This is a genomic window from Campylobacter sp. BCW_6464 (assembly GCF_001762775.1).
In the GTDB taxonomy this organism is placed as follows: domain Bacteria; phylum Campylobacterota; class Campylobacteria; order Campylobacterales; family Campylobacteraceae; genus Campylobacter_D; species Campylobacter_D jejuni.
This window is the reverse complement of the sequence record NZ_MJXM01000051.1, coordinates 53387-78637: the sequence shown is the minus strand read 5'-3', so window position 1 is coordinate 78637 and position 25251 is coordinate 53387. Positions and strand designations below refer to the sequence as shown.

Below are 25251 nucleotides of genomic sequence, written 5' to 3'. Positions count from 1 at the left end.
AGCTCTTCACTCAAATCCAGTGTACTTAAAGCTAGGATAAAAAGTTCTATTTCGCTTTCAAATACAAAAAGATGTTTATAGTGTTTAGCTAAATTTTTAATCAGCAAAGCATTGCCTATACCATAAATACATATAAAAGGATATCTAGGAGTTTTTTCTAAAATACTTTGATAGAAAAAATTTAATTCTTCTTCTAAATTTTCATACATAAAAACATTATGAGTTTTATCATAGATATTTAAATTTTCATCTATATTAAAACGAGAACAAGTTTTATTTTGTATGAAATTTAAAAGTTTATTTCCTAAGGGTTCATTTACTCCACTTAATAAAGCTTGTATGTTTTTTTCTAGTATGGTCATTAGGTTTCCTTAAATTTTATCTATTTTGAGTGATATTTTGTCATCTTTTTCGCTAAATTGATACAACAAATCCTCACAAGGATAAGAGATGCATTTTTCTTTACAATCTTTTTTTGAATTTTGTTTTATTTTTTCTAGCATTAAGGGAAGTTCTTTCTTAATCAAAAGTTTTACCGGAATTCCCATGCCATGATTTAAGTTTTTAATAAATTTTCCATCAACTTGAGATTCTTTAGTAATAGAATGCAAAGTTGCATCAAAACCAAGTTTCTCAAGATCTTCATAGAACATAGTTTTTTCTTTTAAAGAAACATACTCATCATATAATGAATGATAACTTATAAAGCAAGTTTTTAAACATTTTGATTGTTCTAAAAGATGATCTTTCTCTAAAAGATTTCGAATTTTTCTTCTTGCGGGAGAAAAAAAACAAGGCGATGAAGAATTGCTTGTCCAAAAAGTTTTTGTCGAACAATGTGTTTTAATATGATGAAAAAAATCAAAAGTAGCAAATTCGCTATACTGCATAAAATCTATTTCCTTTCCAAAACCTACAACTCTCCATAAAAACTTAGCATATGCAGAATTATCCAACACTCCATCTATTAGCCAAGGTGCAATTTTAGCCGCCAAATGTGCTAAATATCCCCCGTGAGAACTACCTATCATAATAACTGGTATACCCCCCCCCATAGTATCAAAAGGAGCATGTTTTTTAAGATAAAGTGCAACATTTAAAAGATCTTGAGCTTGCATGATCCCAAAATTTTGATACTCATTTTTTGTAGGTTGCAAACTTACATGTAAATTTAAAAAATAATTTGGTGTAAAATTACCTTTTTGCTTGCCTTTAACTATTTGATTATTTACAAAGTGAAAAATCTCACTCATTTGTTTATAGTCTTGAATTTTATCAATATCATAAGGAAGCTTGATATCCACAGCTTCACAACTTGCTTTTAAAATAAGCTTGTCTATATCATCTAAATAAAAAGTTGATCCAGTTTGAGGACGATTGCCAATACAGTGATAATTCACTCCAACAAAAGCTAAATTAAAATTTTTAAGCAAATACTCTATGATAAATTTTAAATATACATCATTACAATCCGCACCCACTCCTTGCACCACAAACACCAAAGCTTTGGGTGTTTTTTCATCATCATACCAAAGCTTAAATTCAAGCTTTGATTCTCTTTTTATACCAAGTTCTACATCATCACAAGAGTCAATCTCATAAGTTTTACTCACTATCATTACATTCCCCCTATTAAAAGATAAGTTTTACTCGCTAGATTTTTAAAATTTTCATTCTTACTTAAGATCACGCAAGCTTTATTGCTTGAAGAGCTTGTAAAGTCTACATTTTCTAAATCTTCATGAGTCTGATTGGCTGCGTTGATGATAGCATTTTTACTTGCTTCATTGCTTGAAATTCCCATGAGTATAAAATCAGCTTTATTTATAAAAACAAGTTTTAAGCATTCTTTATCATCGCCTACGCGAAAATTTACTTCTTTTGCGCCATTAAAATTGCCAAGATCAACATTTTCAATCCCACTTACATTACTCATTGTTTTTATAGAGCTTAAATGATCATTTTTTAAAGTATAAATGCTTATATCATTGATCAAAGTTTTAAGGTTGTTTAAAGACTTGCTAACTTCAGCTTCATCCTTGCTTGAACTCATTTTTGGTAAAGCAATAGCAGCTAAAATTCCCAAAATAACAATCACAAAAACAAGTTCTAATATAGTAAAAGCTTTTCTCATCTATATCCTTGAAAAATTTTTATTTTTAGGGCTTAAAATATCTTCTTCTATGCTTACAAATTCCTTTTTTTCATAAGCATCAACCGCGGCTCTTGCTATCATCAGCGCATTATCAGAACAGAATTTTAAAGGAGCTAGTTTTAAATTTGCATTATATTTTTGACATAAATTTTGCAAACGCGAACGCAAGTTAAGGTTTGCACTAGCTCCACCTACAACGCCAAAATTTTTAAATTTATAAAGATTAAAAATTTTTTCTAATTTATCCATGATATGATCACAAGCTGTATTTTCAAAGGCATAGGCTATTTCTGCTTTTATATCATCGCTTAAATTTTCATGCTTTAAAATTTCCAAACGCACTGCATTTTTAAGTCCTGAAAAACTGAAAGCAAGTTCTTTAGAATGCTTTAAAGGTATGTTAAAAGAGATATTTTTAAGTTTGGCATTTTTTGCTAAATTTTCTATGATGACCCCACCAGGATAACCTAAATTCATCATTTTGGCCACTTTATCAAAACTTTCTCCAAAGCTATCATCATTTGTGCTTGCTAAAAGCTCTAAGTTTGCATCATCTTTAAGATAAAGCACCATAGTATGCCCGCCACTAACAAGCAAAATTCCCATATCTAAAGAAATTTTTTCTTCTAAAAAAAGACTATAAATATGACCTTTAAGATGATTTATAGGGATTAAGGGTAAATTTAGAGCACTTGCTAAGGTTTTTGCCATAGAAATTCCACTGAGCAAAGAAACGCTAAGCCCAGGTTCATTTGTCACAGCTATGGCGCAAAGATTTTTAAAATGCTCTTTGCATTGCTTAAGTATCTTTGGTAAAGCTTCGCTATGAAGTCTTGCAGCAAGTTCAGGTACCACTCCCCCATAGATACTATGATCTAATTCTTGGGAAATTTTTTTATGAAATTTACACTCTAAGGTATTTTTATCAATGATAGCTATAGAACTATCATCGCAAGAACTTTCTATAGCTAGGATAAGATTTTTCATTCAAATTCCACTAAAATAGAACCTAAGAATTTATCTTTTGATCTTGCCATTTTAAGAGTGTTTAAGTCCAAATTTTTAGCATTTTTGATCAACTTGCTATTGGTATTTGCCTCTAAAAGTTGTTGCAAATTCGCCCCTCTTAACTCATAAAATTCCACTCTATAAATTTTACCTGCCATATCCAAAGAGTATTGTGTTTGCATATTTTTTTTATGAACTAAAATATCACTTTCATCTTTTCCATGATCAAAGCCTATGATATTTACGCGCACATTAGCTATCTTTGGAATAAGAAAATTCTCTTTTACTTTTACCTTGGTTCCAAAAGGAACGGTGGTTTCATTGCCATCAACTTGAAAAGTTACTTCATTAAAAGCATCGCTAAATTCTAAATACTCAGGATATAATCTTGTTTGAAAACGATTGCCATACTGGATATAAAAAGAATTTCCTTCTGCGATAACAGCAGTAAGTTCATTACTTGTATTATAATTTAACTCTTTATTTACCGGAAAAGGCACATAGTTGATAACCTTTCTTGGATTTTTTAAAGAAAGTAAAATTCTATCATCAAAAAGTTTCACTTCAAGCTCTTTATTTATGGCTTTATCAACCCCTTGTGGGGTAAGTTCAAAATCTCTGCTAAATTCAATTCCTGCGGTTTTTAGATAATTTTCAATTGCCAAAAGATGATAATAAGCTCTTAAATTTACAGGCAGATTTTTACTCGCTTCATTTGCAAAAGCAGCTTTGTGATTTGAAATCACAAAATAAGTTAAAGCTTTAAGCATTTCCGTATCACCAAGCTCTTGGGTTTTGGTGTTTTTAAGATGATAAGCATGCTTTGGATCAGCAAGTGAAGAATTGACACTATTTACGGTTTGAGTAGCGATATTTTCAAGATCAGGGTATTTGCTTGCATTGATTTCGCTTGTGTCAATCACACTTGAATTTCCCCAACGCTTAGGATTTTGCATCGCATCAATATAAGTAGGTTTATAAAAACCCCAACCATCGTGAAGATTGATCACCATACTAACTTCAGGAAGTAAAATAAGCTCTTTAATGCGTTGAACTCTTTTATAATCAGGATCTTTTGGGCTAATACTTGCAAATTTACGGTTTAAATCCCCATTATTCCCACGCGAACGCTTGATAATGCTATCAAAAGCTAAATTTGGAGCCACTATAATCTTACCCTTAGTGATATTATAATCACTCAAAAGCAAACTTGCCGCATGAAATCCACCAGGCTCATCGCCTTGAATTCCACCAAAGATCAAAACCGTATTATTGTCATCTAGGCTTTTACCATTTTCTCCTACGCTAAAGTCTAGCTCTAAAGCAAAAATACTTGTTATAAGAAATAAAATTGTTAAAAAAAATTTCATTTTAACTCCTTAAATACTCTCTTGTTTTAAAATCATACTCAAAAACTTCTTCTATGCTTGAAATTTTAGGTACTCCAAAGTGATCAAGAGCTTTAAAAATGTATTTAGCAATGTCTAAAAATCTACTTTTATTTTCTAAAAAATTATAAACACCAACTTCATTAGCAGCATTGATAATAACACCTAAATTTGGCTCTTTTAAAAATGTATTTTTAAGCTTAAAAATAGGATATTTTTTTGTGCTAATTTTATGAAATTTTAAAGCGGGCATTTTGCTAAAATCAACAGCCTCTAAAATAGGTGTATCTTGTTTTTCAAATATAGCATCTGAAATAGCTAGTTTCATATCTGCTTTTGAAAAATACGCCGTGCTAGCTCCATTTTTAAATTCACACATTGCATGCACTAAAGATCTTGGTTCTATTAAAGCATCAATTTCTTTAAAATCATATAAATGATAAGCCTCTATAATCTCAAAAAGCTTATTTGCCATAGTCGCACTATCTATAGTGATCTTTGCTCCCATGTTCCAATTAGGATGTTTTAAAGCATCTTTGACACTAACTTGATTTAAATCTTTGATTTTGTACTTATAAAAAGCTCCACCACTTGCTGTGATATAAAGTTTTGCTATATTTTTTTTACCTTCGAGTAAAAATTTTAAAGCCGCATGCTCACTATCAACGGGTAAAAATTTAGCCCCTTTTAAAAAACTCCCCGCCACCACAAGACTTTCTTTGTTAGCTAAAGCTATGTTTTTGCCAAGTTCTTTAGCCTTTAAAGTGCTTTTAAGTCCTGCAAAACCTACAATAGCATTGAGCAAAAGTTTGTCTTGGCATTCTGTTAAAATTCGCTCTAAACCTTCTTGCCCTATAAAAACTCTATCGTGTTTAACTAAATGCTTATTTTTTGAATCTTTTATGGCAACAAATTTAGGCTTAAACCTTGCGATTTGTTCATTTAAAAGAGCGATGTTATCTCCACAAGCTAAAGCAGAAATACGAATGTTTTTTAAAGCAGCAAGTTTAAGAGCATTTACTCCTATACTACCCGTACTTCCAAAAAGTATCATAAAAGAGCAACCATCACAAAAGCAGCAATGATCACCGCATCGATCCTATCAAGCACACCCCCATGACCAGGGATAAGATCTCCACTATCTTTTACACCTGCTTCTCTTTTAAAATAACTCTCAAGCAAATCTCCAATTACTGCAAAAATCGCTACAAAAAACGAACAAAGCAAAGAAAGCCAAAAACTATAAACAAAAACTCCCAAAATAGTTCCAATAACACTCGCACAAATCAAGCCACCTATAACACCTTCTAAGGTTTTGTTTGGACTTGTTGGAGAAAAAGGAGTTTTACCCATAAGTTTTCCGATAAAATACGCCCCACTATCACAAGCTGCAACAATAATGATAAGCCAAAAAAGTGCAAACATACCCTGATCTAAATACACTTGCCAAAGTGCTAAAATAGGCAAACTAGGATAAATATAAATAAGAGCTGGTTTTAAGGAAGCCTTTTTATAAACCAAATATCCAACGACTAATAACAAAGCTAAAATCCCAAAAAGCAAAGCTTTATGCGATAAACTTCCCAAAATAAAAGCTATAGCCAAAGGGATAATAGAAATATTTTCTAAAGCAAAAAGTTTTTTTGCTTCACTAAAAGATAAATACAATAAAACCGCAAAAACGATAAAATTGATAAAAAATTGATCAATCAACGCGATAATAATAATAGCCCCTATCATCACAAGAGCTGAAATAATTCTAGTTGTATTAAACATATTTTTCCTTATATACTAATATCTAAGCGATGAATGCTTTGTGCGTCTTTAAAATTTGGATCTTTAGACTCATCTTCTTCATTTTTCTCATCATTGCTAGTTTTAGCCTCTTGATTGTGTTTTTTCTTTTTTTCTTCTTGTTCGGCTTTCTCTTTGATCTCTTCTTTGATTTCATGAGTCTCATTGACTTTTTCAAGCTTGTTTAAAGTTTTTTCTTTTTCATTAAATTCAGCCATATTTAGCGTAGCTGCAAAACCTTCTTTTGCAAGCTCATTGCTTGCTTGTGTAGCTGGATAAGCCATATTTTGATTTATATAATTGACATTTCCTAATGGGCTAACTGGCATTTTAATCCTTCGTGATATTAATACTTTTAAAATTTGTATAATTTACAAACGCCTTTTGCTGAACCTTAACAAAATTTTTTAAGGTATAATCGACCCAATACGAACCTTTCTTTAACTTAGAAAAGCTTACACAAAGCCTTGCAGCAAATTCTATCACATCAAGGCTGATTTTTTGCTTGTTTGATACAATCAAAGTATGCGCACTAGGAATATCCCTTACATGAAGCCACAAATCATCTTTTTTAGCATTTTTAAGTAAAAATTCATTGCCTTTTTCATTTTTACCCACGCAAATTTTAAACTCATTAAAATAAAAATTTGCCACAAGATCTTCTTGTTTATGATCTTGATTTTTTTTGCTATTTTTTTTAGGTAGTAAAATTTCAAGCTCTATCTCACTCTTAGCTTGAAGCAATAATTCTTTTAAACTCAAGGTAAAATCTAACTTTTCTTTTAAATTTTGCCTTTGTATGTTTAAATTTTTAGCTTTTTGTTCTAATTTTTTGGCATTTTTATAGTATAAATTAGCACTTTGCTTAGGACTAAATTCAAGCTTAAATTCAAGCTCTTTGCCTTCAAAATCATCAAGCTTAAATTCCCTTTCATAATCTTTTAAAACACTCAAATTTGCAAACAATACATCAGCCCTTTTTCTGTATTCTAAAGCTTTTAAGAGTAAAGAATTTTCTTCATCTAAACTAGAAAAAAGTTCTTGTAAATTTTGTATTTTTTTATCCACTTGTGCAAGTTTTAAATTTTTTATTTGTTTGATTTTACTCTCATAAATGCTTGTAAATTTGCGAAAAAAATAATCTGCAAAGTCTTTAATTTCCTCAAAACTTTCATCCATTTTATAAGGCTTTAAAGGCTCTAAAATCACATTAGGTTTTACTACACGATAGCTTTTATCAATGTGCCTTAAAGCCTCTATGATCAAATCTTTTTCATCTGTAAGAATAACATTGGTATTTTTACCCGTAAATTCAAAATAAATCTTGCTCTCATAGCTTTTATAAGCCTTATTAGCTTTTACACTAAAACATAAAATACGATTGCCTTCAAGGACTTTAACTTCCTTTATAAAAGCATTGCTAAAATACTTTTTAAGCATAAAATCAAAAGGTGCATTATAATTTTTTGCATTAAATTTAGCTGTATAAATCGCACTCATTGCACGAGTGAGATCAAAAATAAATCTTTCTCTGTCAAAGCTTAATTCCAAAATATTGTCATTGATACGCTTGATAAAATCGATTTTTTTAAACTGAGAAAAAAAAGTTTGCAATTGTAAAAGTTCTGTGTATTTCATAAAAGAAATTATAAAATATTTTAGCGAATTTGTGGTAGAATTAAACTAAAAAAGGAAATTTGTGCAGCTTAATGAGCTAAATTGCGTGATTTTATGTGGTGGTAAATCTAGTCGTATGGGACAAGATAAAAGCAAATTGATTCTTAAAAATCAAAATTTAACTCAATTTCAAGTAAATAAATTTTCTAAAATTTTTAAAAATGTCTATGTGAGCGCAAAAGAAGACAAATTTGAAAACCATTTTAGCTTGATAAAAGATTCTTTAGAATTTGAAGTTTACTCTCCTATGCTTGCGCTTTACTCTATACTTTCAAATTTTAAAAATGAATTTGTTTTTGTTTTAAGTGTAGATAGTCCTAAAGTAGGTGAAAATGAGCTTTTAAAAATGCTTCCTTTTTTAGAGCAAAACTATAAAATAATCATAGCCAAAACTCCTTTACATAAACATCCCTTGTGCGGCTTTTATCACAGCTCTTTAGCTCAAACTTGTAAAAATTTCTTAGAAAAAAATGAACAAAAAATAGGACTTTTATTTTCTGAGATTAAAACCAAATTTGTGGAATTTGAAGATGAAGATGCTTTTTTAAATCTTAATTTTTATGAAGAATATGAAAAATTTAAAAGTGAGTTAAAATGAGAAAAATTGCTTTATTTTTAAGCTTATGTGTTCTTATATGGGCTAGTGATTTGCAACAAGCTTTAGAGTATGAAAAACAAGGCGATTATAAAAAAGCTATGGAAATTTACAAAAAACTCGCTTTAAAAAATTCACCTGTTTTAATTTCTCAAGAACAAAATAAAACTAAACAAACTACTCAAAATGAAAAATCTATTATTGCAGCCAAAGAAGAAAGACAAGATTTTGCTCGTCTTGCTTTGGCAAATTATCTTGAAGAAGATGAATACTTTAACCCTCTTGGCATTAGTGCTTATAAAATGAATTATTTTCTACCTTTGGCTTATAGTTTTAACTCTCTGGAAGAAAATCACAATAAAAGTGAAGCTAAATTTCAACTTAGCATTAAAAAAAGACTTTTTGAAAATTTACTAGGACTAGATGAAAAATATTATATAGCCTATACCCAAACTTCTTGGTGGCAAATTTATGAGCATTCTTCTCCTTTTAGAGAAACCAACTATCAACCAGAATTTTTTATAGATTTTCCTTTGTATCTTAAAGATTATGAATTTTTTAACAACCTACGCGTAGGTATATTACATGAAAGCAATGGCAAGGGAGATGAGAATTTGCAATCTCGCTCATGGAATAGAATTTATGTATCTACAGCTATTTTATATAATAAATTTTTATTTGTTCCACGCCTTTGGTATAGAATTCCTGAAAGCAAAAAAGATGATGATAATCCTGCCATCTTGCATTATATGGGAAATTTTGATGTGAATTTAGCGTATTTAGGCGATGATTATTTTATCAATCTTATGCTAAGAAACAATCTTAAATTCCACGATAACAAAGGCGCTATACAAGTTGATCTAGGATATGATATTTTTAATAATGGAATTTATTGGTATTTACAATACTTTAATGGCTATGGAGAAAGCCTTATAGACTATAACAAACACTTGCAAAGACTTTCCACTGGATTTTTGATTTCTTACTAAAATATCCTTTGTAGTTTTATCATTTCTTAAAACAAATTTCATTACAATTTCATTTTTGATAATTATTATTACTATAAGGAAAGATTTGTTTTTTAAGCATATATTGAGTTTAAAAGTGCTTATAGCTTTACTTTTATTCTTTGGAATGATAAGTTTATTTATAGGAGTTATCAGTATCAATGTAAAAGATATTCTTAATCTTGACTCCACTCAACTAGAAATCATAACTCTCACAAGAATTCCTAGACTTATAGCGATTTTACTCACGGGAATGAGTCTTGGTATATGCGGGCTTATCATGCAACAACTCACGCAAAATAAATTCGTTTCCCCAACTACAGCAGGAACTATGGATTGTGCTAAATTTGGCATACTTGTTTCTTTAATATTTTTTGCTGGAGCGTCTTTTTTCACTCAAGCTATCATTGCATCTGTATTTGCGCTTTTGGGTTCTTTTATATTTATCCAAATTTTAAGAAAAATCAAACTCAAAGATGTGATTTTTGTACCTTTGATAGGCTTGATGTTTGGAGGCATTATTAGTGCTATAACCACTTTTTTTGCCTATGCTTTAAATTATATACAAAATATCCAAGGCTGGTTACAAGGCAGTATGGCAAATGTTATGCAGGGAAATTATGAATTGCTCTACATTTCTTTACCACTTTTTATACTTGCTTATTTTTTAGCTCATAAAATCACCATAGTTGGCATGGGCGAAGATATAGCTTTAAATCTTGGAATTTCTTATAATGGTATATTATTTTTAGGCTTGATGATTGTAAGCATTATCACTAGTTTAGTGATTGTAAGCGTTGGGATTATCCCTTTTTTAGGGCTAATTATCCCAAATTTAGTAGCTCTTTATCTAGGTGATAATCTTAGAAAAAATCTCATCTATATAGCACTTTGTGGAGCTTTGTTTTTACTTGTTTGCGATATCATTTCAAGACTTGTCATCTTTCCTTTTGAAATGCCTTTAAGTATCACTACAGGTGTTTTAGGATCTTTAATCTTTATCTTTCTTTTGCTAAAAAGGAAAGTTTATGCGTAAAAAAATGCTGATTTTAAGCTTTTTAACACTTGGTATGATAGGGATTTTTATACTTGTGGGTTTAAATGGCTTTGATGAGTATGCCTTAAAAAGTCGTTTTTTACAAATTGCAGCTATTATCATAGTAGCTATTTGTATCGCTGTTTCAACAGTGGTTTTTCAAACTTTATGCAATAACAAAATTCTAACCCCTGCCATCATAGGATTGGATTCTTTATATATGTTACTTCAAAGTGCTCTTATCTTTTCTTTTGGTGCAGCTAATTTAAGTGTTTATAAAAACGATATCAATTTTTTAATCACTCTGGTTTGTATGGTGGTTTTTTCGCTAGGACTTTATAAAATTTTATTTAGTAGCGATAGAAGTATTTATCTTATAATGCTTTTAGGCTTAGTTTTTGGAACACTTTTTAGCACTTTAAGCTCTTTTTTTGAAGTATTAATCGACCCTGATGAATTCATGGTAATACAAGGAAGAATGTTTGCTAGTTTTGATAATATTGCTTTTGATGTTTTAATTCTTGCTTATATCATTAGCTTTTTAAGTTTTATATGGATTTTTCGCTATATGAAATTTTTAGATCCTTTAAATTTAGGCAAAGATTTAGCGATAAATTTAGGGATAAATTATCAAAAAATTTCAAAACAATTGATGATTATCATAGCTATTTTAACTTCTATTAGCACCGCACTTGTAGGTCCTATAACCTTTTTGGGGCTTTTGGTGGTAAATATCACTTATGAGCTATTTAAAACTGCAAAGCATAGTATTTTACTAAGTGCTTGCATATTCATTAGCATTTTAGCTTTGCTTGGAGGGGTGTTTTTTGTCTCTAGAGTTTTTGATTATAATGCCACTATAAGCGTGGTTATTAATTTCTTAGGTGGGATATATTTTATCTATCTTGTATTAAAGGGTAATAAATTATGATTAAACTAAAAAATATCACCAAATTTTATGATAATAAAGCCATTATTTCAAATCTTAGCCTTGATTTTCATAAAGGCAAAATCACTTCTATAATAGGAGCCAATGGCGCTGGAAAATCCACTCTTTTAGCTCTAGCGAGTCGTTTGATAAAACCTAGTAGTGGAGAAATTTATATTGATGGAGTAAATTTAAAAGACTATAAAGAGCAAATCTTAGCACAAAAAATTTCCATTCTCAAACAACAAAACAATATCAATTTAAGATTAAAAGTTGAAGAATTAGTCGCTTTTGGGCGTTTTCCGCATTCTCAAGGAAGACTTAATGCAAACGATAAAATCAAAATCAATGAAGCTTTAGAATATATGGGACTTAGCAACTTAAGAAATGAATTTTTAGATACATTAAGTGGCGGACAAAAACAAAGAGCTTTTATAGCCATGATCATCGCTCAAGATACTGAATTTATAATGTTTGATGAACCTTTAAACAATCTTGATATGAAGCATAGTGTACAAATCATGCAACTAATGAAAAATTTAGTCAAAGACTTTAACAAAAGTATAGCTGTTGTATTACATGATATTAATTTTGCTTCGATTTATTCTGATGAAATCATAGCCTTAAAAGATGGGAAGCTTTTAAAACAAGGTTCAAAAGATGAAATCATCAATCAAGAAAATTTAAAACAAATTTATGATATGGATATACCCGTAAGTCAAATTGATGGTAAGAAAATTTGTATTTATTTTTAAAAAGGAGAAAATATGAAAAAATCTTTAGTTTTTGCATTTTTTGCATTTTTTTTAAGTCTAATCTTAACAGCTTGTAATTCAAACTCAAACGAAAACAACGCAAGTTCTACAACAAAAACCAACACTGCTACAGTGAAAGTTTTGCCTATTAGCATGAGTGATGAGGGTGATAGTTTTTTAGTGAAGGATAGCCTAGGAGAAAATAAAATCCCTAAAAATCCTTCTAAGGTAGTGATCTTAGATCTTGGAATTTTAGATACTTTTGATGCTTTAAAATTAAACGATAAAGTCGCAGGCGTTCCTGCTAAAAATTTACCAAAATACCTACAACAATTTAAAAACAAACCTAGTGTAGGCGGAGTGCAACAAGTTGATTTTGAAGCCATTAATGCTTTAAAACCTGATCTTATCATTATTTCTGGACGCCAAAGTAAATTTTATGATAAGTTAAAAGAAATAGCTCCAACTTTATTTGTAGGTCTTGATAATGCAAATTTTTTAAGCTCTTTTGAAAATAATGTTTTAAGCGTTGCAAAACTTTATGGTTTAGAAAAAGAAGCTTTGGAAAAAATTTCAGATATTAAAAATGAAATTGAAAAAGCCAAAAGCATAGTTAATGAAGATAAAAAAGCTCTTATCGTTCTTACAAATTCTAACAAAATTTCAGCCTTTGGCCCTCAATCTCGCTTTGGGATTATTCACGATGTTTTAGGGATTAACGCAGTAGATGAGAATATAAAAGTAGGCACACACGGCAAAAGTATCAATTCTGAATTTATACTAGAAAAAAATCCTGATTATATTTTTGTTGTTGATAGAAATATCATTGTAGGCAACAAAGAACGCGCTCAAGGCATACTCGATAATGCGCTTGTTGCTAAAACCAAAGCAGCACAAAACAAAAAAATCATCTATCTTGATCCAGAATACTGGTATTTAGCAAGTGGAAATGGACTAGAGTCTTTAAAAACTATGATTTTAGAAATCAAAAACGCTGTAAAATAATACAATCTCGCAAGAGCTAGTCTCTTGCTTTAATACTTAATAAAATACTTGGAATTTTCAAGAAAGTTTTAGTGGCGGACAGAGAGGGATTTGAACCCTCGAGACCCGTTAAGATCTGCACCCTTAGCAGGGGTGTGGTTTCAGCCACTCACCCATCTGTCCAATAAAGTAAAGTATGATTATACAAAAAAATAAATAATACCTAGCTTAAAAAGCTAGGAAAAATCAAAGGCTAAGATAAGCCAAAAGCAAAGTTACAACAACCCCTACTCCAAGAACTGCAAATTGTTTACTTCTATCTTTTTTATTTGCAAACAAAGTAATCATAAGCCCTGAAATATAAAGCATAAATAAAGTAATACCAAAGCCTACGCTAAGCACAGAAAAATACCAAGCACCCTTATCTTTATGAAGCATAATCATATCTCCAAGTAAAGATCTTGTTTTTAAGGTAATGTTGTATTCATTAGTAGAATTTTGAGTTATATTAGCACTATAATGAGTTCCGCCTATTGTTATGCCTTTATCTTTACTTTTAATGATATCTGTATTAGATGGCACTTTTAAACCATTTGTTTTTAAGTACTCTATTAAGGCTTCTCTTTCTTTACCACTTTCTATAACTTTTGACAATTGATACTGCTCAACTTTCAAACCCACATCTTGATTAATACCAAAAATATACGCTATACCTGTTAAAGCAAAAAGCAAGGCGCAAGGCAAGAAGAACAAACTAAGATAGATATGAACCTGTCTAAACAATTTATTTTTATTGATCATTTTAAATCCTTTTTGATTATCAAAATTTATGATATTTTGACAAAACAAAGTGAAGTAAAAGTGAACTTCAAATAAAAAGTTTATATTTTTTAAAACAAATAAAAGAAAAAGCCCTATGATTTATAGGGCTTAAGAATTATTTTTTATCAATCACTTGATAATTATAAGGAACAAGCTCTTTATCATGCTCTAAAAGTTCTTTTGGAGGATTACCATTAACATCTTTTTCATCTGCATAGTAACGCTCTCCAGCTTTATGGCCATTAACATCTACTTTATAGTAAAGCTCTCCTGGATTAAATTTTTGAATATCTTCAAAACCTAAATTTGAAGTTTTAAAATCTTTAATTCCATTTGCTGTCGCAATTTCTACAAGTTTAGTTTGTCCTATTCTTGCCATATCAACAGCTTGCAATAACATTCTTGAAGCTTCGCGAGGATTATGGAAACCAGTTGAGTTTTCAGCATTAACAAAATCCGCTCTCATTTGGGCTTTACGATGAAGTTCTAAAACTTCTTTTAGTTCTTCGCTAATTTTTTTCGCATCAGCTTTTCCATCGCTTTGGAATTTTTCCATATTGCCTAATTCATCGCGTAGTTTTTTAGCATCCATAATCAAACTAACAATTGCGTACTCTGCAGTTCTTTGATCATGCGCAACGCTATTTTGTATGTCAAGCACTTGAGCTTTTAAATAATCTTCACTTTGTTTATGACAAGACTTACAAGCAGAGTTAATATCTCTTAAAGGAGAAGTGATATTGTGTTGAGTAACCTTTTTAGCCCCTTCTCTAACATAAGGCATATGACAATCCACGCAACTTACTCCATTTGCAGCATGCACACCGCCACTATAAAGTTCACTTTCTGGATGTTGAATTTTAATAATTTGTGCCCCTGTTAATTTATGAGTAAAATCAGCTCCAAATACTCCACGAACTTTATCATAATAATCATCTAGCATTTCAATTCTAAATGGTTGTCCTTTTTTCCACTCACTCCAAGGAAAAGTTAAAACTATACCATCGGTTTCAATCTCTTTAGCTTTATTTCCATCTCTCCAAAATTCATACTCATCATAATTTTTCTGAGTTCCATTCCACCATTTTTTAGAACTATCATCTACAATAGTTTCACCCATTACTTTTACTTTTTCCCCTGTTGGTTTAAAATAGTATTCAACATGGCATTGAGAGCAAACTAAAGTTCTCATTTCTTCCCTTGTAGCTTTTACGCCTTGTACCGGATCTTTTTCATATCCCCTAGAAACTAAAGCATTAATAGCTGCTGGACGAGTAAGTCTTAAACTCATATCATTTGGATTGTGACAATCTGCACAAGTTACGCCCATTCTTTTACCACCATGTGGGCCTGCATGTTCAGGTGAATTTTCTACTATACCATCAACAGCTGGGATATTTTTAATCATAGTCCAATAATTTGTAGAATTAAAAGCAGTAAAATCCCCTTTAGCAACATTTTTTATAAGCCATGGAGTCCATCCACTATGACAATTCATACAAGCTGCAGGTTGACCTTTAAAAGCAGCAAGTCCATGGGCATTAAGAAAATCTTTGTTGTTTCTTGCTGTTTTCATTTGATCTACTTGGACCCAAAAATGTCCTCTTTCTTCATTGAAATCAAGGCTAAAAGGATATCCTGCCCAAAGTATAGTTAATTGAGGAAAGCGAATCAATTTTGAATAAGCTAAATTACCGCCAAATTCAGTAGCCTTAGGCTCTTCTTTTTCAACCGTTAAATACATTTTTAGTTGCTCTGGAAAAACCTTACCCCATTTTTCAAAATTTGGATCATCATCGCTAAGTAAAGAAAAATCAGCATTTGCTGCAATAGCATTTTTATTTGCTTCATCTTCTTTTTTTTGATTGATATCATTATTTAGCCATAAAACTCCCGCTATAAGTAAAACCAAAACAACAATACCCAAGCGTAAAATATTTTTTTTCATTCATCTTCTCCTTATTAAATTCCGTGTTTATGTCCAACATCTTTATGACAAGAAGCACAATTTAATGACTTGTCTGCATGTGGATTTGTTGTAGCATTGATAGCTGTTTGAGCAAAATCTGCATGACAGCGTATGCAGTTTTCTTGCATCATTTTTCTGCTTTTTTCAGTCGCACTCAAATTTGTAGGCAACTCATCAAGTTTAAAAGTAAAAGCATAAGCATGCCCTAAACCACTTTGAGCTTTAGCTATCCACTTAGCTACAAAATTATGTGGCAAATGGCAATCCACGCAAGTTGCCCTAGGTTCGCCTTTGACTTTTTGAGAGTGCGGCCCTGCCATGTATTCATTATAAACTTCATTCATAATATGGCAGTTATTACAAGATTCGCTTGCATTGCTTAAATAAGATGTGCCCTTAGCGTTATAAAAAGTATAAAACCCAACCGCAAAGAAAACAAAAAGCAAAACAAGAAAAATAGTAAAAAGATTCGAAGTTTTCTTCAAAATTTTCCTCCTTAAAATTATCATTTCTTAAAATCTTCAATAGAACAATAATGTCACAGAATTTCCCAGAAATAAATTTTGTAATTTTAACATAGATGAATTTAATATAATTTTAAAGATATATTTACTCTTAATTAACCTAAAAAATTTGAAACTTTTATTCAATAATTTTAAAATAAATGATAAAATATAACAAAAAAAAGGAAAAATTAATGCAAATAAGTCCTGATATGTTTATCAATCGCGAACTTTCTTGGCTTCGCTTTAATTCTCGTGTTTTAGACCAATGTTCTAAAAATTTACCCTTATTAGAAAAATTAAAATTTATAGCTATATATTGCACTAATTTAGATGAATTTTATATGATACGCGTCGCAGGCTTAAAACAACTTTTTTCAGCTGGGGTTAATGCAAGCAGTAGTGATAAAATGACCCCTTTACAACAATTAAAAGCCATACGCAAATACTTACACCAAGAAAAAGAGCTTTTGGAGCGTTATTTTAATGAAATCACAAGTGAATTAGAAAAAGAAAATCTTTTCATAAAACATTATGAGAATTTAGATGAAAATTTAAAACAAAAATGTGATGAGTATTTTTTCTCCAATATTTTTCCTGTTATTGTTCCAATAGCTGTTGATGCTACTCACCCTTTTCCACATTTAAATAACTTATCTTTTTCACTAGCGGTTAAAATTTGCGATAAAGCACATCCTGAGCTTGTAAAATTTGGAATGATTAGAATTCCAAGAGTTTTACCTCGTTTTTATGAAGTAAGTGCAAATATTTATGTTCCTATAGAAAGTATAGTCCATCAACACACAGAAGAAATTTTTCCAGGCTATAAACTCTTAGCTTCAGCAGCATTTAGAGTGACTAGAAATGCAGATATGGTAATAGAAGAGGAAGAAGCTGATGATTTTATGATGATTTTAGAACAAGGCTTGAAGCTTCGCAGAAAAGGAGCTTTTGTAAGATTGCAAATTCAAAAAGATGCAGATGAACAAATCGTAGAATTTCTTAATACTCACATGAAAATTTTTCATAAAGATGTTTATGAATATTCTATTTTACTCAATCTCCCTAGCCTTTGGCAAATCGCAGGAAATAAAACCTTTACACATCTTTTAAGCCCACTTTACACGCCTAAAACTTTACCACCTTTTGATGAGAATTTATCTATTTTTGATGCTGTAGAAAAAGAAGATATACTCATTATACAACCTTTTGAAAGTTTTGATCCAGTTTATAAATTTATCAAAGAAGCAAGCAAAGATCCTGAAGTAATTTCCATAAGAATGACACTTTATAGAGTTGAAAAAAATTCCAATATAGTTCAAGCTTTAATTGATGCTGCAAGCGATGGAAAACAAGTAACTGTGATGGTAGAATTAAAAGCACGCTTTGATGAAGAAAATAATCTTCATTGGGCGAAAGCTTTAGAAAATGCCGGAGCTCATGTTATTTATGGCATTACAGGTTTTAAAGTCCACGCTAAGGTTTCTCAAGTCATACGCAAACAAGGGGATAAGCTTAAATTTTATATGCATTTAAGCACAGGAAACTACAATGCAAGCAGTGCTAAAATCTATACTGATGTGAGTTATTTTACAAGCAAAGTAGAATTTGCAAGAGATACGACAAAATTTTTTCATATCTTATCAGGCTTTAGTAAAAACCGTCGTCTTCAAACTCTTTCAATGAGTCCAAATCAAATCAAAGAAAAAGTTTTAGAAATGATACGCATTGAAACAAGCAAAAAAAATGAAGGTGTGATTGTAGCTAAAATGAACTCTCTTGTGGATAGTGATATCATACAAGCGCTTTATGAAGCAAGCATGGAAGGAGTACAAATCGATCTTATCATACGCGGAATTTGTTGCTTAAAACCTGATGAAGAATACAGCAAAAACATACGCGTTAGAAGCATCATAGGAAAATACTTAGAACATGCTAGAGTATTTTATTTTAAACATAGTGAGCCAAATTATTTTATATCGAGTGCAGATTGGATGCCAAGAAATTTAGAGCGTCGCTTAGAACTTATGACTCCTATATATGATGAAAGAAGCAAAGCTAAATTAGCTCAATTTTTACGCTTACAACTTAGCGATAATGTTTTAGCTTATGAGCTTAAAAACATTGGAGAGTATGAAAAAATTCCTTCTTCTGAAAAAACCATAGATTCTCAACAAACCTTAGAAGAATATGTAAGTAAAATTTATAAAACACTTAAAAAAGATACAGATCAAAGTCGTGCAACGCACTTAGCTTCCAAACTTTTCAAAGAAAACTAAAAGTTTTTAGGGTTTTATACCTTAAAAACTTTAAACTATGAATTTTTATTAATCTTCAAATTTCAATAAATATTAATTTTAAAACTGGTGGAAGCGAGGGGAATCGAACCCCTGTCCAAAAATAATCCCACAAAGATCTCTACATGCTTAGCAAAGATGACTACTTCACCCTACTTCGCTCATCTTCCAAAACTCAAAAGCAAGGCTAAGACTTTATTTCACCTCAACGCTTGTCAAACGCAAGGCTACACTATCAAAAATGACCGAAAATTAAGCTAGATAGTATGACTTAAATTTCAGGCTCAACTGAACTTACGCAGCTTTAGCGTAAGCAGGAGCGAATTTAACGTTGTTTGCGTTTAATTTTATTTGGGCTTTTTACGCTTTGCCCAAAGCGACATGCCATCTAAGCAGACTTACTCCTGTCGAAGCCAAGTCGCTCCCTTATTTAGAAATAATATTTGGAACATTAACAATTAAAGGATTAAAAACCGCTAAAACAGAATCATCATTTTCATATGAACGACAATATTTTTCAAACTGATCGCTCATCAAAAGCATCCAATCCGTAAATTCATCACTAGCAGGTCCGTTAAAGCGATTTGCTTGCGCCATCATCTCTTCACAAAATACACAAAAATCAGTCACTTCTTCAAGATTTAAACGTCTTGCTGCCCAAGCGGTATTGTGTGCTAAAGTTTCAAGCTCTTTTATAGCTTCTTTATAACGCACACTATCGCTTCCAAGCTTGATGATTAAAGGTTCAAACCTATCGCACATGGTTCTAAAAAATTGTAAAAATTTTTCTATATCGTCAATTTCATAATCTAATTCTAATTTTGTTAAAATTCCCATTTTTAAACCATAATCATTAAAGTTTAATGTAAATTCTAGCAAATTTTAGCTAAAATCTTATTTTAATTTTTCCAAAATATAAGCAAAGATATGGATAGAATAGTAGAAATAGAAAAATACTCCTTTGATGAAACTTACGAAACTTCGTTGCGTCCTTCAAATTTTGATGGTTATATAGGTCAAGAAAGCATTAAAAAAAATTTAAATGTCTTTATAGCTGCAGCTAAAAAACGCAATGAATGTTTAGATCATATACTTTTTAGCGGTCCTGCAGGACTTGGAAAAACAACACTAGCTAATATCATCTCCTATGAAATGGGTGCAAATATCAAAACAACCGCCGCTCCTATGATAGAAAAAAGCGGGGATTTAGCCGCTATTTTAACTAATCTTAGCGAAGGAGATATACTTTTTATCGATGAAATTCATCGCTTAAGCCCTGCTATCGAAGAAGTGCTTTACCCTGCGATGGAGGATTACCGCCTTGATATTATCATAGGTAGTGGCCCAGCTGCTCAAACCATAAAAATCGATTTGCCAAAATTTACTCTTATAGGGGCTACAACACGTGCAGGTATGCTTAGTAATCCTTTGCGAGATCGTTTTGGCATGCAATTTAGATTAGAATTTTACAAAGATAGCGAACTTGCTCTCATCTTGCAAAAAGCAGCTTTAAAACTTAATAAAACTTGCGAAGAAAAAGCCGCACTTGAGATCGCTAAAAGAAGTCGTTCAACCCCTAGAATAGCTCTAAGGCTTTTAAAAAGGGTAAGAGATTTTGCTGATGTTAATGATGAAGAGATTATCACAGAAAAAAGGGCTAATGAGGCCTTAAATTCTTTAGGAGTTAATGAGCTTGGTTTTGATGCGATGGATTTAAGATATCTTGAACTTTTAACCGCTGCTAAGCAAAAACCTATCGGGCTTGCAAGTATTGCTGCGGCTTTAAGCGAAGATGAAAATACCATAGAAGATGTAATCGAGCCTTATTTGCTTGCTAATGGCTATATAGAACGCACTGCAAAAGGGCGTATAGCTAGCACAAAAAGCTATAGTGCTTTAAAATTAAACTATGAAAAAACTTTATTTGAGGAGTAAATTTTGCAAAATGGAAAAATCTTTCTTATAAGCTTTATTTTAGTTATTTTATTTCTTTTGCTTTATCTTTTTAAAGGTTTTTTACTTGTGATTATCATAGCTAGTTTAATGGCGGTAGCTACCTCAAACATCAATGCAAAATTTTTAAATCTTACTAAAGGACATAAATTTTTAGCTTCCATTTTTACAACAGCTTGCATGGTTTTGCTTTTCTTTGCACCTTTTGTTTATGCCATGATAGAACTTGCCAAAGCTTTAAAGAATTTTGATATCAATTTAGTCACACAAACACTTGATTATGTCAAAAACTATCAATTTACCTTGCCTGAAAGCTTTAATTTTTTAGAACCTAAAATCAAAGAATTTTTAGCTTCTATAGATTTAAATAGCATTTCTAAACAAATTCTAAGTTATGCTTCAAGTTTTACAAAATCAGGAGCTAAATTTCTTATAGATATGGTTTTAATTTGTGTGTTTTACTTCTTTGCAAATTTATATGGAACAGAACTTGTTATCTATCTTAAATCCATCATTCCTATTGATAAAAAAGAACTCGATGATGTTTTAAGTGAAGTGGGTAATGTTATGGCTGTTGTGCTTTACTCTATGGTGATTGTAGCGATATTTCAAGGTGCACTTTTTGGTTTAATCACAATGTTTTATGGTTATGATGGAATTTTAATGGGAGTAATTTTTGCTGTAAGTTCTCTCATACCTGCTATAGGAGGAGCTTTAATTTATGTGCCTGTAAGTCTTTATGAATTTGCCTCAAACAATCTTAACTCAGCTCTTGTTATTTTTATTTATTCTGTAATTGTAATTTCTTTTATAGCAGATACTTTAATCAAACCTTTAATCATCAAATGGATCAACAAAAAACTTGTAAAAACCCCAACCAAAATCAACGAACTTTTAATTTTCTTGGCTATGATAGCAGGAATTTCTACCTTTGGTTTTTGGGGTATTATACTAGGTCCTGCGATTTTAACCTTTTTTGTATCAACTTTAAGAATGTATGTGATTTTAAAAGATAAGAATTTAATTTAACTTGCCTTAAAAAAGGCAAGTTTTATGTTCTAAGCTTTTGGGCCTATCATTTTAGTAGGATCAACAAATTTATTGAAATCTTCTTCGCTAACCAAACCAAGCTCCATTGCACTTTCTTTTAAAGAAATACCTTTTTTATGGGCATTTTTGGCTACTTTAGCAGCATTTTCATAACCTATGTGTGGATTTAGAGCGGTAACTAGCATTAAAGAATTATGAAGATTATGATCGATTTTTGCACGATTTGGTTCTATACCTACAGCACAATGGATATTGAATGAATGCATAGAATCAGCCAACAAATCAAGACTTTGCAAGAAATTATAAATAATCACAGGCTTAAACACATTAAGTTCAAAATTTCCTTGACTTGCTGCAAATCCGATAGCTGCATCATTTCCCATCACTTGTACAGCAACCATAGTAACAGCTTCACACTGAGTAGGATTTACCTTACCTGGCATAATCGAACTTCCTGGCTCATTTTCAGGGATGATAAGCTCACCAAGACCGCATCTTGGACCTGAAGCTAACCATCTTATATCATTTGCAATTTTCATTAAATTTGCAGCCAAACCTTTCATAGCTCCATGAGTGAAATTGATCGCATCATGACTTGTTAAAGCATGAAATTTATTTGGACTTGAAACAAATTTCGTACCTATAAGTTGAGTTAGTTCTTCACTTACTTTTTGGCTTAATTCTGGATGCGCATTAAGCCCTGTTCCTACTGCGGTTCCTCCTATAGCAAGTTCTCTTAAAGTTGGTAAAGAAGCGATGATTTGCTCTTTTGAATGCAAAAGCATAGAAAGATATCCACTAAATTCTTGTGCTAGAGTAAGTGGCGTAGCATCTTGTAAATGCGTGCGTCCTATCTTGATAATACCATCAAATTCTTTTACTTTTTTTTCAAAAGTTGCAATAAGCTCATCAAGCGCAGGGATGAGCTTTTTCTCTACTTGCTCAACCGCAACGATACTCATAGCAGTTGGAAAAGTATCATTTGAACTTTGACTCATATTAACATGATCATTTGGATGTACAAGCTTTTCTTTTCGAAAATCTCCGCCCATGATTTCAGTGGCACGATTTGCAATAACTTCATTCATATTCATATTGCTTTGCGTACCTGAACCTGTTTGCCAAATCGCAAGTGGAAAATTATCATCAAATTTACCTGCGATAATCTCATCACAAGCTTGAACTATAGCATTTTTTTTAGCATCATCAAGTTTGCCAAGTTTGTTATTGACTAAAGCTAAAGATTTTTTAAGATTTGCAAAAGCATAGATTAAAACCTTTGGCATTTTCTCACAACCGATTTTGAAATTTTCAAAACTTCTTTCAGTTTGCGCTCCCCAATATTTGTCATTTGGGACCTTAACTTCACCCATGGTATCATGTTCAACTCTGTATTCCATAGTGTTTCCTTTCTAGAAATATTGTTAGAATTATTTAAGCAAAAATAAGCATAAAATTAGCTTATAATTTAAAATTTATTTATAATTTTTGAAGTATTTGAAAGTTATGTGCAGTTTCTTTAAACTGCACGGATTATTCGACTGTTACGCTTTTAGCCAAATTTCTTGGCATATCCACATCATTGCCAAGTCTTATAGAAATTTCCATTGCTAAAAGTTGAGTAATTACCATCATTTCAAAAAATTCACACATATAGTGATCTTGCTCATTGGTTTTTATAAAATCATCACTCAAATCAAATTCTAAAGGCGAAATGCTAAGCACTGTAGAATCCCTAGCTATAAGCTCTTCAACATTTGATTTTGTTTTTTCATAAAGCATATGCTTTGGCATTAAAGCTATAGTATAAAGTTTAGAATCAGCCAGAGCAATAGGGCCATGTTTCATCTCTCCTGCGGGATAACCCTCAGCATGAAGATAAGATAATTCTTTAAGTTTTAAAGCTCCTTCTAAGGCCAAAGGATAAAACACATCTCTACCTATAAAGAAAAAGCCATGTCCATCTAAATAACGCTTGGATAAACGATGAATTTTTTCATGTAAAGTTTGTTTTACACTCACACAATTTGGAGTATGCAAAAGCGCTTTAATTTCAGCAGAAACATTTAAATTTCTTTTTTGCGCCATAAAAATAGCAAGCATCCAAAGTGTTAAAACCTGAGTGGCAAAAGCTTTAGTTGAAGCAACTCCTTTTTCTATACCCGCACGAGTTAAAAGACTTAGATGTGCTAAACGCACTATATTAGAATTATCCACATTACAAATTGCAAAAGTCTTAGCACCCTGCTCTTTTGCAATCTTTAAAGCCTCTAAAGTGTCTGCTGTTTCTCCACTTTGAGAAATAACGATAAATAAAGAATCTTTTTTTATAATTGCTTCACGGTATCGAAATTCACTTGCAATTTCTACCTTAGCTTTAACTTTAGCAATTCTTTCAAACAAATAAGCACTTGCCATTGCAGCATGATAGCTTGTTCCACAAGCACAAAGCGTGATTTCATCTACTTGACTTAAATCTTCATTGTTTAGCTCATCAAAAACGACTTCATCGCCTTGAATACGTCCCATTAAAACTTCACTCATAACGCGACTTTGTTCATAAATTTCTTTTTCCATAAAAAAGCGGAAGCCATCTTTTTTTGCATAAGCCTTATCACCTGAAAGCTTAGAAAAACAAAGTGATTTTAAAACGTCATTTTCATAAACAACGAGCTCATCTTTACTCGCATAGCCTAAACTTAAATCTTCAAGATACATTACTTCATCACAACTTCCTATCAAAGGTGCATCACCCGAAGAAAAATACCATTCTTTATTTGCATTTTTACCGATAATCAAAGGAGCAGCATTTTTTGCAAAATACACATGATGGGGATCTTTTTTTGTTACTAACAAAGTAGCAAAAGCACCGCGAAGTTCTTTGATGGTTTTTTGCCAAGCTTCAAAAACTCCCAAATTTCTTGCATAAAATTCAAAAAGCTGGACAATAACTTCAGTATCTGTTTGGCTTAAAAAACTCACGCCTTCTTTTTCAAGTTTATCTTTGATTTCTTTATAATTTTCTATGATGCCATTGTGAATTACGCAAGAGTACTGTCCTAAATGAGGGTGTGCGTTGATTTCAGTAGGCTTACCATGAGTTGCCCATCTTGTATGACCTATAGCAAAACCATAACCTTGACTTTCAAAATCCATGCATTTATTCGCCAAATTTTCAAGTTTTCCTACAGCTTTAAAAAAACTAAGTTCGCCTTCTTGCATCACTGCCATACCCGCACTATCATAGCCACGATATTCTAATTCTTTAAGTCCATTTAGTATAATTTGTTTTTTTTCATTATTTCCTATATAGCCTACGATTCCACACAT

23 protein-coding genes, 1 tRNA gene, 1 other RNA gene and 1 pseudogene are annotated in these 25251 nt (G+C 31.3%); 9 read left to right on the top strand and 17 right to left on the bottom strand.

Translation table 11 applies throughout. The features are described 5' to 3' along the window. The 9 genes and pseudogenes from AJ885_RS07060 to AJ885_RS07020 all read right to left on the bottom strand — a co-directional run. Positions 1-362: pseudogene (locus tag AJ885_RS07060) on the bottom strand (motility associated factor glycosyltransferase family protein); the annotation flags it as partial. Positions 363-371: 9 nt separating this feature from the next. After that, on the bottom strand, positions 372-1619 hold the full coding sequence (locus AJ885_RS07055) for a DUF2920 family protein (RefSeq protein ID WP_070280978.1): 1248 nt from the start codon (positions 1617-1619) through the stop codon (positions 372-374). Then, positions 1619-2134 carry a type II secretion system protein gene (locus AJ885_RS07050; protein ID WP_070280976.1) on the bottom strand — a complete coding sequence of 172 codons (516 nt, stop codon included), beginning with the start codon at positions 2132-2134 and terminating at the stop codon, positions 1619-1621. The genes AJ885_RS07055 and AJ885_RS07050 overlap by 1 nt, the downstream gene beginning before the upstream one ends. Further along, a complete protein-coding gene (gene tsaD / locus AJ885_RS07045) occupies positions 2135-3142 on the bottom strand; it encodes a tRNA (adenosine(37)-N6)-threonylcarbamoyltransferase complex transferase subunit TsaD (protein ID WP_052776840.1) in 1008 nt (335 codons plus the stop codon). Further along, positions 3139-4533, bottom strand: coding sequence for a M99 family carboxypeptidase catalytic domain-containing protein (locus tag AJ885_RS07040; protein WP_070280974.1), 1395 nt, complete (start codon positions 4531-4533; stop codon positions 3139-3141). The genes tsaD and AJ885_RS07040 overlap by 4 nt, the downstream gene beginning before the upstream one ends. A gap of 1 nt (position 4534) precedes the next feature. Further along, positions 4535-5605, bottom strand: coding sequence for a 1-deoxy-D-xylulose-5-phosphate reductoisomerase (gene dxr / locus AJ885_RS07035; RefSeq protein ID WP_070274852.1), 1071 nt, complete (start codon positions 5603-5605; stop codon positions 4535-4537). Further along, positions 5602-6327: a phosphatidate cytidylyltransferase gene (locus AJ885_RS07030; RefSeq protein WP_002834214.1), complete on the bottom strand. Its 726-nt coding sequence runs from the start codon at positions 6325-6327 to the stop codon at positions 5602-5604. Before AJ885_RS07030 ends, dxr begins: the two co-directional genes overlap by 4 nt. Positions 6328-6335: 8 nt before the next feature. Then, positions 6336-6674 carry a hypothetical protein gene (locus tag AJ885_RS07025; RefSeq protein ID WP_070209791.1) on the bottom strand — a complete coding sequence of 113 codons (339 nt, stop codon included), beginning with the start codon at positions 6672-6674 and terminating at the stop codon, positions 6336-6338. Position 6675: 1 nt separating this feature from the next. Further along, positions 6676-7983 carry an NFACT RNA binding domain-containing protein gene (locus AJ885_RS07020; RefSeq protein WP_070209792.1) on the bottom strand — a complete coding sequence of 436 codons (1308 nt, stop codon included), beginning with the start codon at positions 7981-7983 and terminating at the stop codon, positions 6676-6678. A 61-nt stretch (positions 7984-8044) separates the two neighbouring features. On the opposite strand from AJ885_RS07020, the gene AJ885_RS07015 reads away from it, so the two are divergent. The 6 genes from AJ885_RS07015 (at position 8045) to ceuB (ending at position 13348) form a co-directional block, all read left to right on the top strand. Beyond that, entirely contained in the window at positions 8045-8620 is a 576-nt protein-coding gene (locus tag AJ885_RS07015) for a molybdenum cofactor guanylyltransferase (protein ID WP_002855734.1), read from the top strand. After that, positions 8617-9606: a phospholipase A gene (locus AJ885_RS07010; RefSeq protein ID WP_070209793.1), complete on the top strand. Its 990-nt coding sequence runs from the start codon at positions 8617-8619 to the stop codon at positions 9604-9606. Before AJ885_RS07015 ends, AJ885_RS07010 begins: the two co-directional genes overlap by 4 nt. 85 nt (positions 9607-9691) lie before the next feature. Further along, positions 9692-10660, top strand: coding sequence for an ABC transporter permease (locus tag AJ885_RS07005; protein WP_070209794.1), 969 nt, complete (start codon positions 9692-9694; stop codon positions 10658-10660). Then, positions 10653-11591, top strand: coding sequence for an iron chelate uptake ABC transporter family permease subunit (locus tag AJ885_RS07000; RefSeq protein WP_070280972.1), 939 nt, complete (start codon positions 10653-10655; stop codon positions 11589-11591). The genes AJ885_RS07005 and AJ885_RS07000 overlap by 8 nt, the downstream gene beginning before the upstream one ends. Continuing rightward, positions 11588-12343, top strand: coding sequence for an ABC transporter ATP-binding protein (locus AJ885_RS06995; RefSeq protein WP_044778852.1), 756 nt, complete (start codon positions 11588-11590; stop codon positions 12341-12343). The genes AJ885_RS07000 and AJ885_RS06995 overlap by 4 nt, the downstream gene beginning before the upstream one ends. Positions 12344-12355: 12 nt before the next feature. Beyond that, a complete protein-coding gene (ceuB, locus tag AJ885_RS06990; protein ID WP_044778853.1) occupies positions 12356-13348 on the top strand; it encodes an enterochelin ABC transporter substrate-binding protein CeuB in 993 nt (330 codons plus the stop codon). Between the two features lie 72 nt (positions 13349-13420). On the opposite strand, the gene AJ885_RS06985 is transcribed toward ceuB, so the two are convergent. The 4 genes from AJ885_RS06985 to nrfH all read right to left on the bottom strand — a co-directional run bounded on the left by AJ885_RS06985 (position 13421) and on the right by nrfH (position 16627). Beyond that, positions 13421-13510 (bottom strand) — tRNA-Ser (locus tag AJ885_RS06985). 63 nt (positions 13511-13573) lie between these two features. Further along, positions 13574-14128: a membrane protein gene (locus tag AJ885_RS06980; protein WP_002892921.1), complete on the bottom strand. Its 555-nt coding sequence runs from the start codon at positions 14126-14128 to the stop codon at positions 13574-13576. Between the two features lie 136 nt (positions 14129-14264). Further along, on the bottom strand, positions 14265-16097 hold the full coding sequence (locus AJ885_RS06975) for an ammonia-forming cytochrome c nitrite reductase subunit c552 (protein WP_070209795.1): 1833 nt from the start codon (positions 16095-16097) through the stop codon (positions 14265-14267). A 14-nt stretch (positions 16098-16111) separates the two neighbouring features. Further along, entirely contained in the window at positions 16112-16627 is a 516-nt protein-coding gene (nrfH, locus tag AJ885_RS06970) for a cytochrome c nitrite reductase small subunit (RefSeq protein ID WP_070209796.1), read from the bottom strand. A gap of 188 nt (positions 16628-16815) precedes the next feature. On the opposite strand from nrfH, the gene AJ885_RS06965 reads away from it, so the two are divergent. After that, on the top strand, positions 16816-18900 hold the full coding sequence (locus AJ885_RS06965; RefSeq protein WP_070274155.1) for an RNA degradosome polyphosphate kinase: 2085 nt from the start codon (positions 16816-16818) through the stop codon (positions 18898-18900). Between the two features lie 85 nt (positions 18901-18985). On the opposite strand, the gene ssrA is transcribed toward AJ885_RS06965, so the two are convergent. Beyond that, positions 18986-19344, bottom strand: a transfer-messenger RNA (tmRNA) gene (gene ssrA / locus AJ885_RS06960). Further along, positions 19345-19755, bottom strand: a complete 411-nt coding sequence (locus tag AJ885_RS06955; RefSeq protein ID WP_002783915.1) for a hypothetical protein — start codon at positions 19753-19755, stop codon at positions 19345-19347. Positions 19756-19845: 90 nt separating this feature from the next. Between AJ885_RS06955 and ruvB the strand changes: the two genes are divergently transcribed. Then, a complete protein-coding gene (gene ruvB / locus AJ885_RS06950; protein ID WP_002862037.1) occupies positions 19846-20853 on the top strand; it encodes a Holliday junction branch migration DNA helicase RuvB in 1008 nt (335 codons plus the stop codon). 3 nt (positions 20854-20856) lie between these two features. Beyond that, positions 20857-21900 carry an AI-2E family transporter gene (locus AJ885_RS06945; protein ID WP_002881482.1) on the top strand — a complete coding sequence of 348 codons (1044 nt, stop codon included), beginning with the start codon at positions 20857-20859 and terminating at the stop codon, positions 21898-21900. Positions 21901-21929: 29 nt separating this feature from the next. Here the strand turns inward: AJ885_RS06945 and fumC are convergent, their stop codons facing one another. Together fumC and glmS are read right to left on the bottom strand one after the other, a co-directional pair. Then, positions 21930-23321, bottom strand: coding sequence for a class II fumarate hydratase (gene fumC / locus AJ885_RS06940; RefSeq protein ID WP_002854099.1), 1392 nt, complete (start codon positions 23319-23321; stop codon positions 21930-21932). Positions 23322-23454: 133 nt separating this feature from the next. Continuing rightward, a complete protein-coding gene (gene glmS, locus AJ885_RS06935) occupies positions 23455-25251 on the bottom strand; it encodes a glutamine--fructose-6-phosphate transaminase (isomerizing) (RefSeq protein ID WP_053872481.1) in 1797 nt (598 codons plus the stop codon).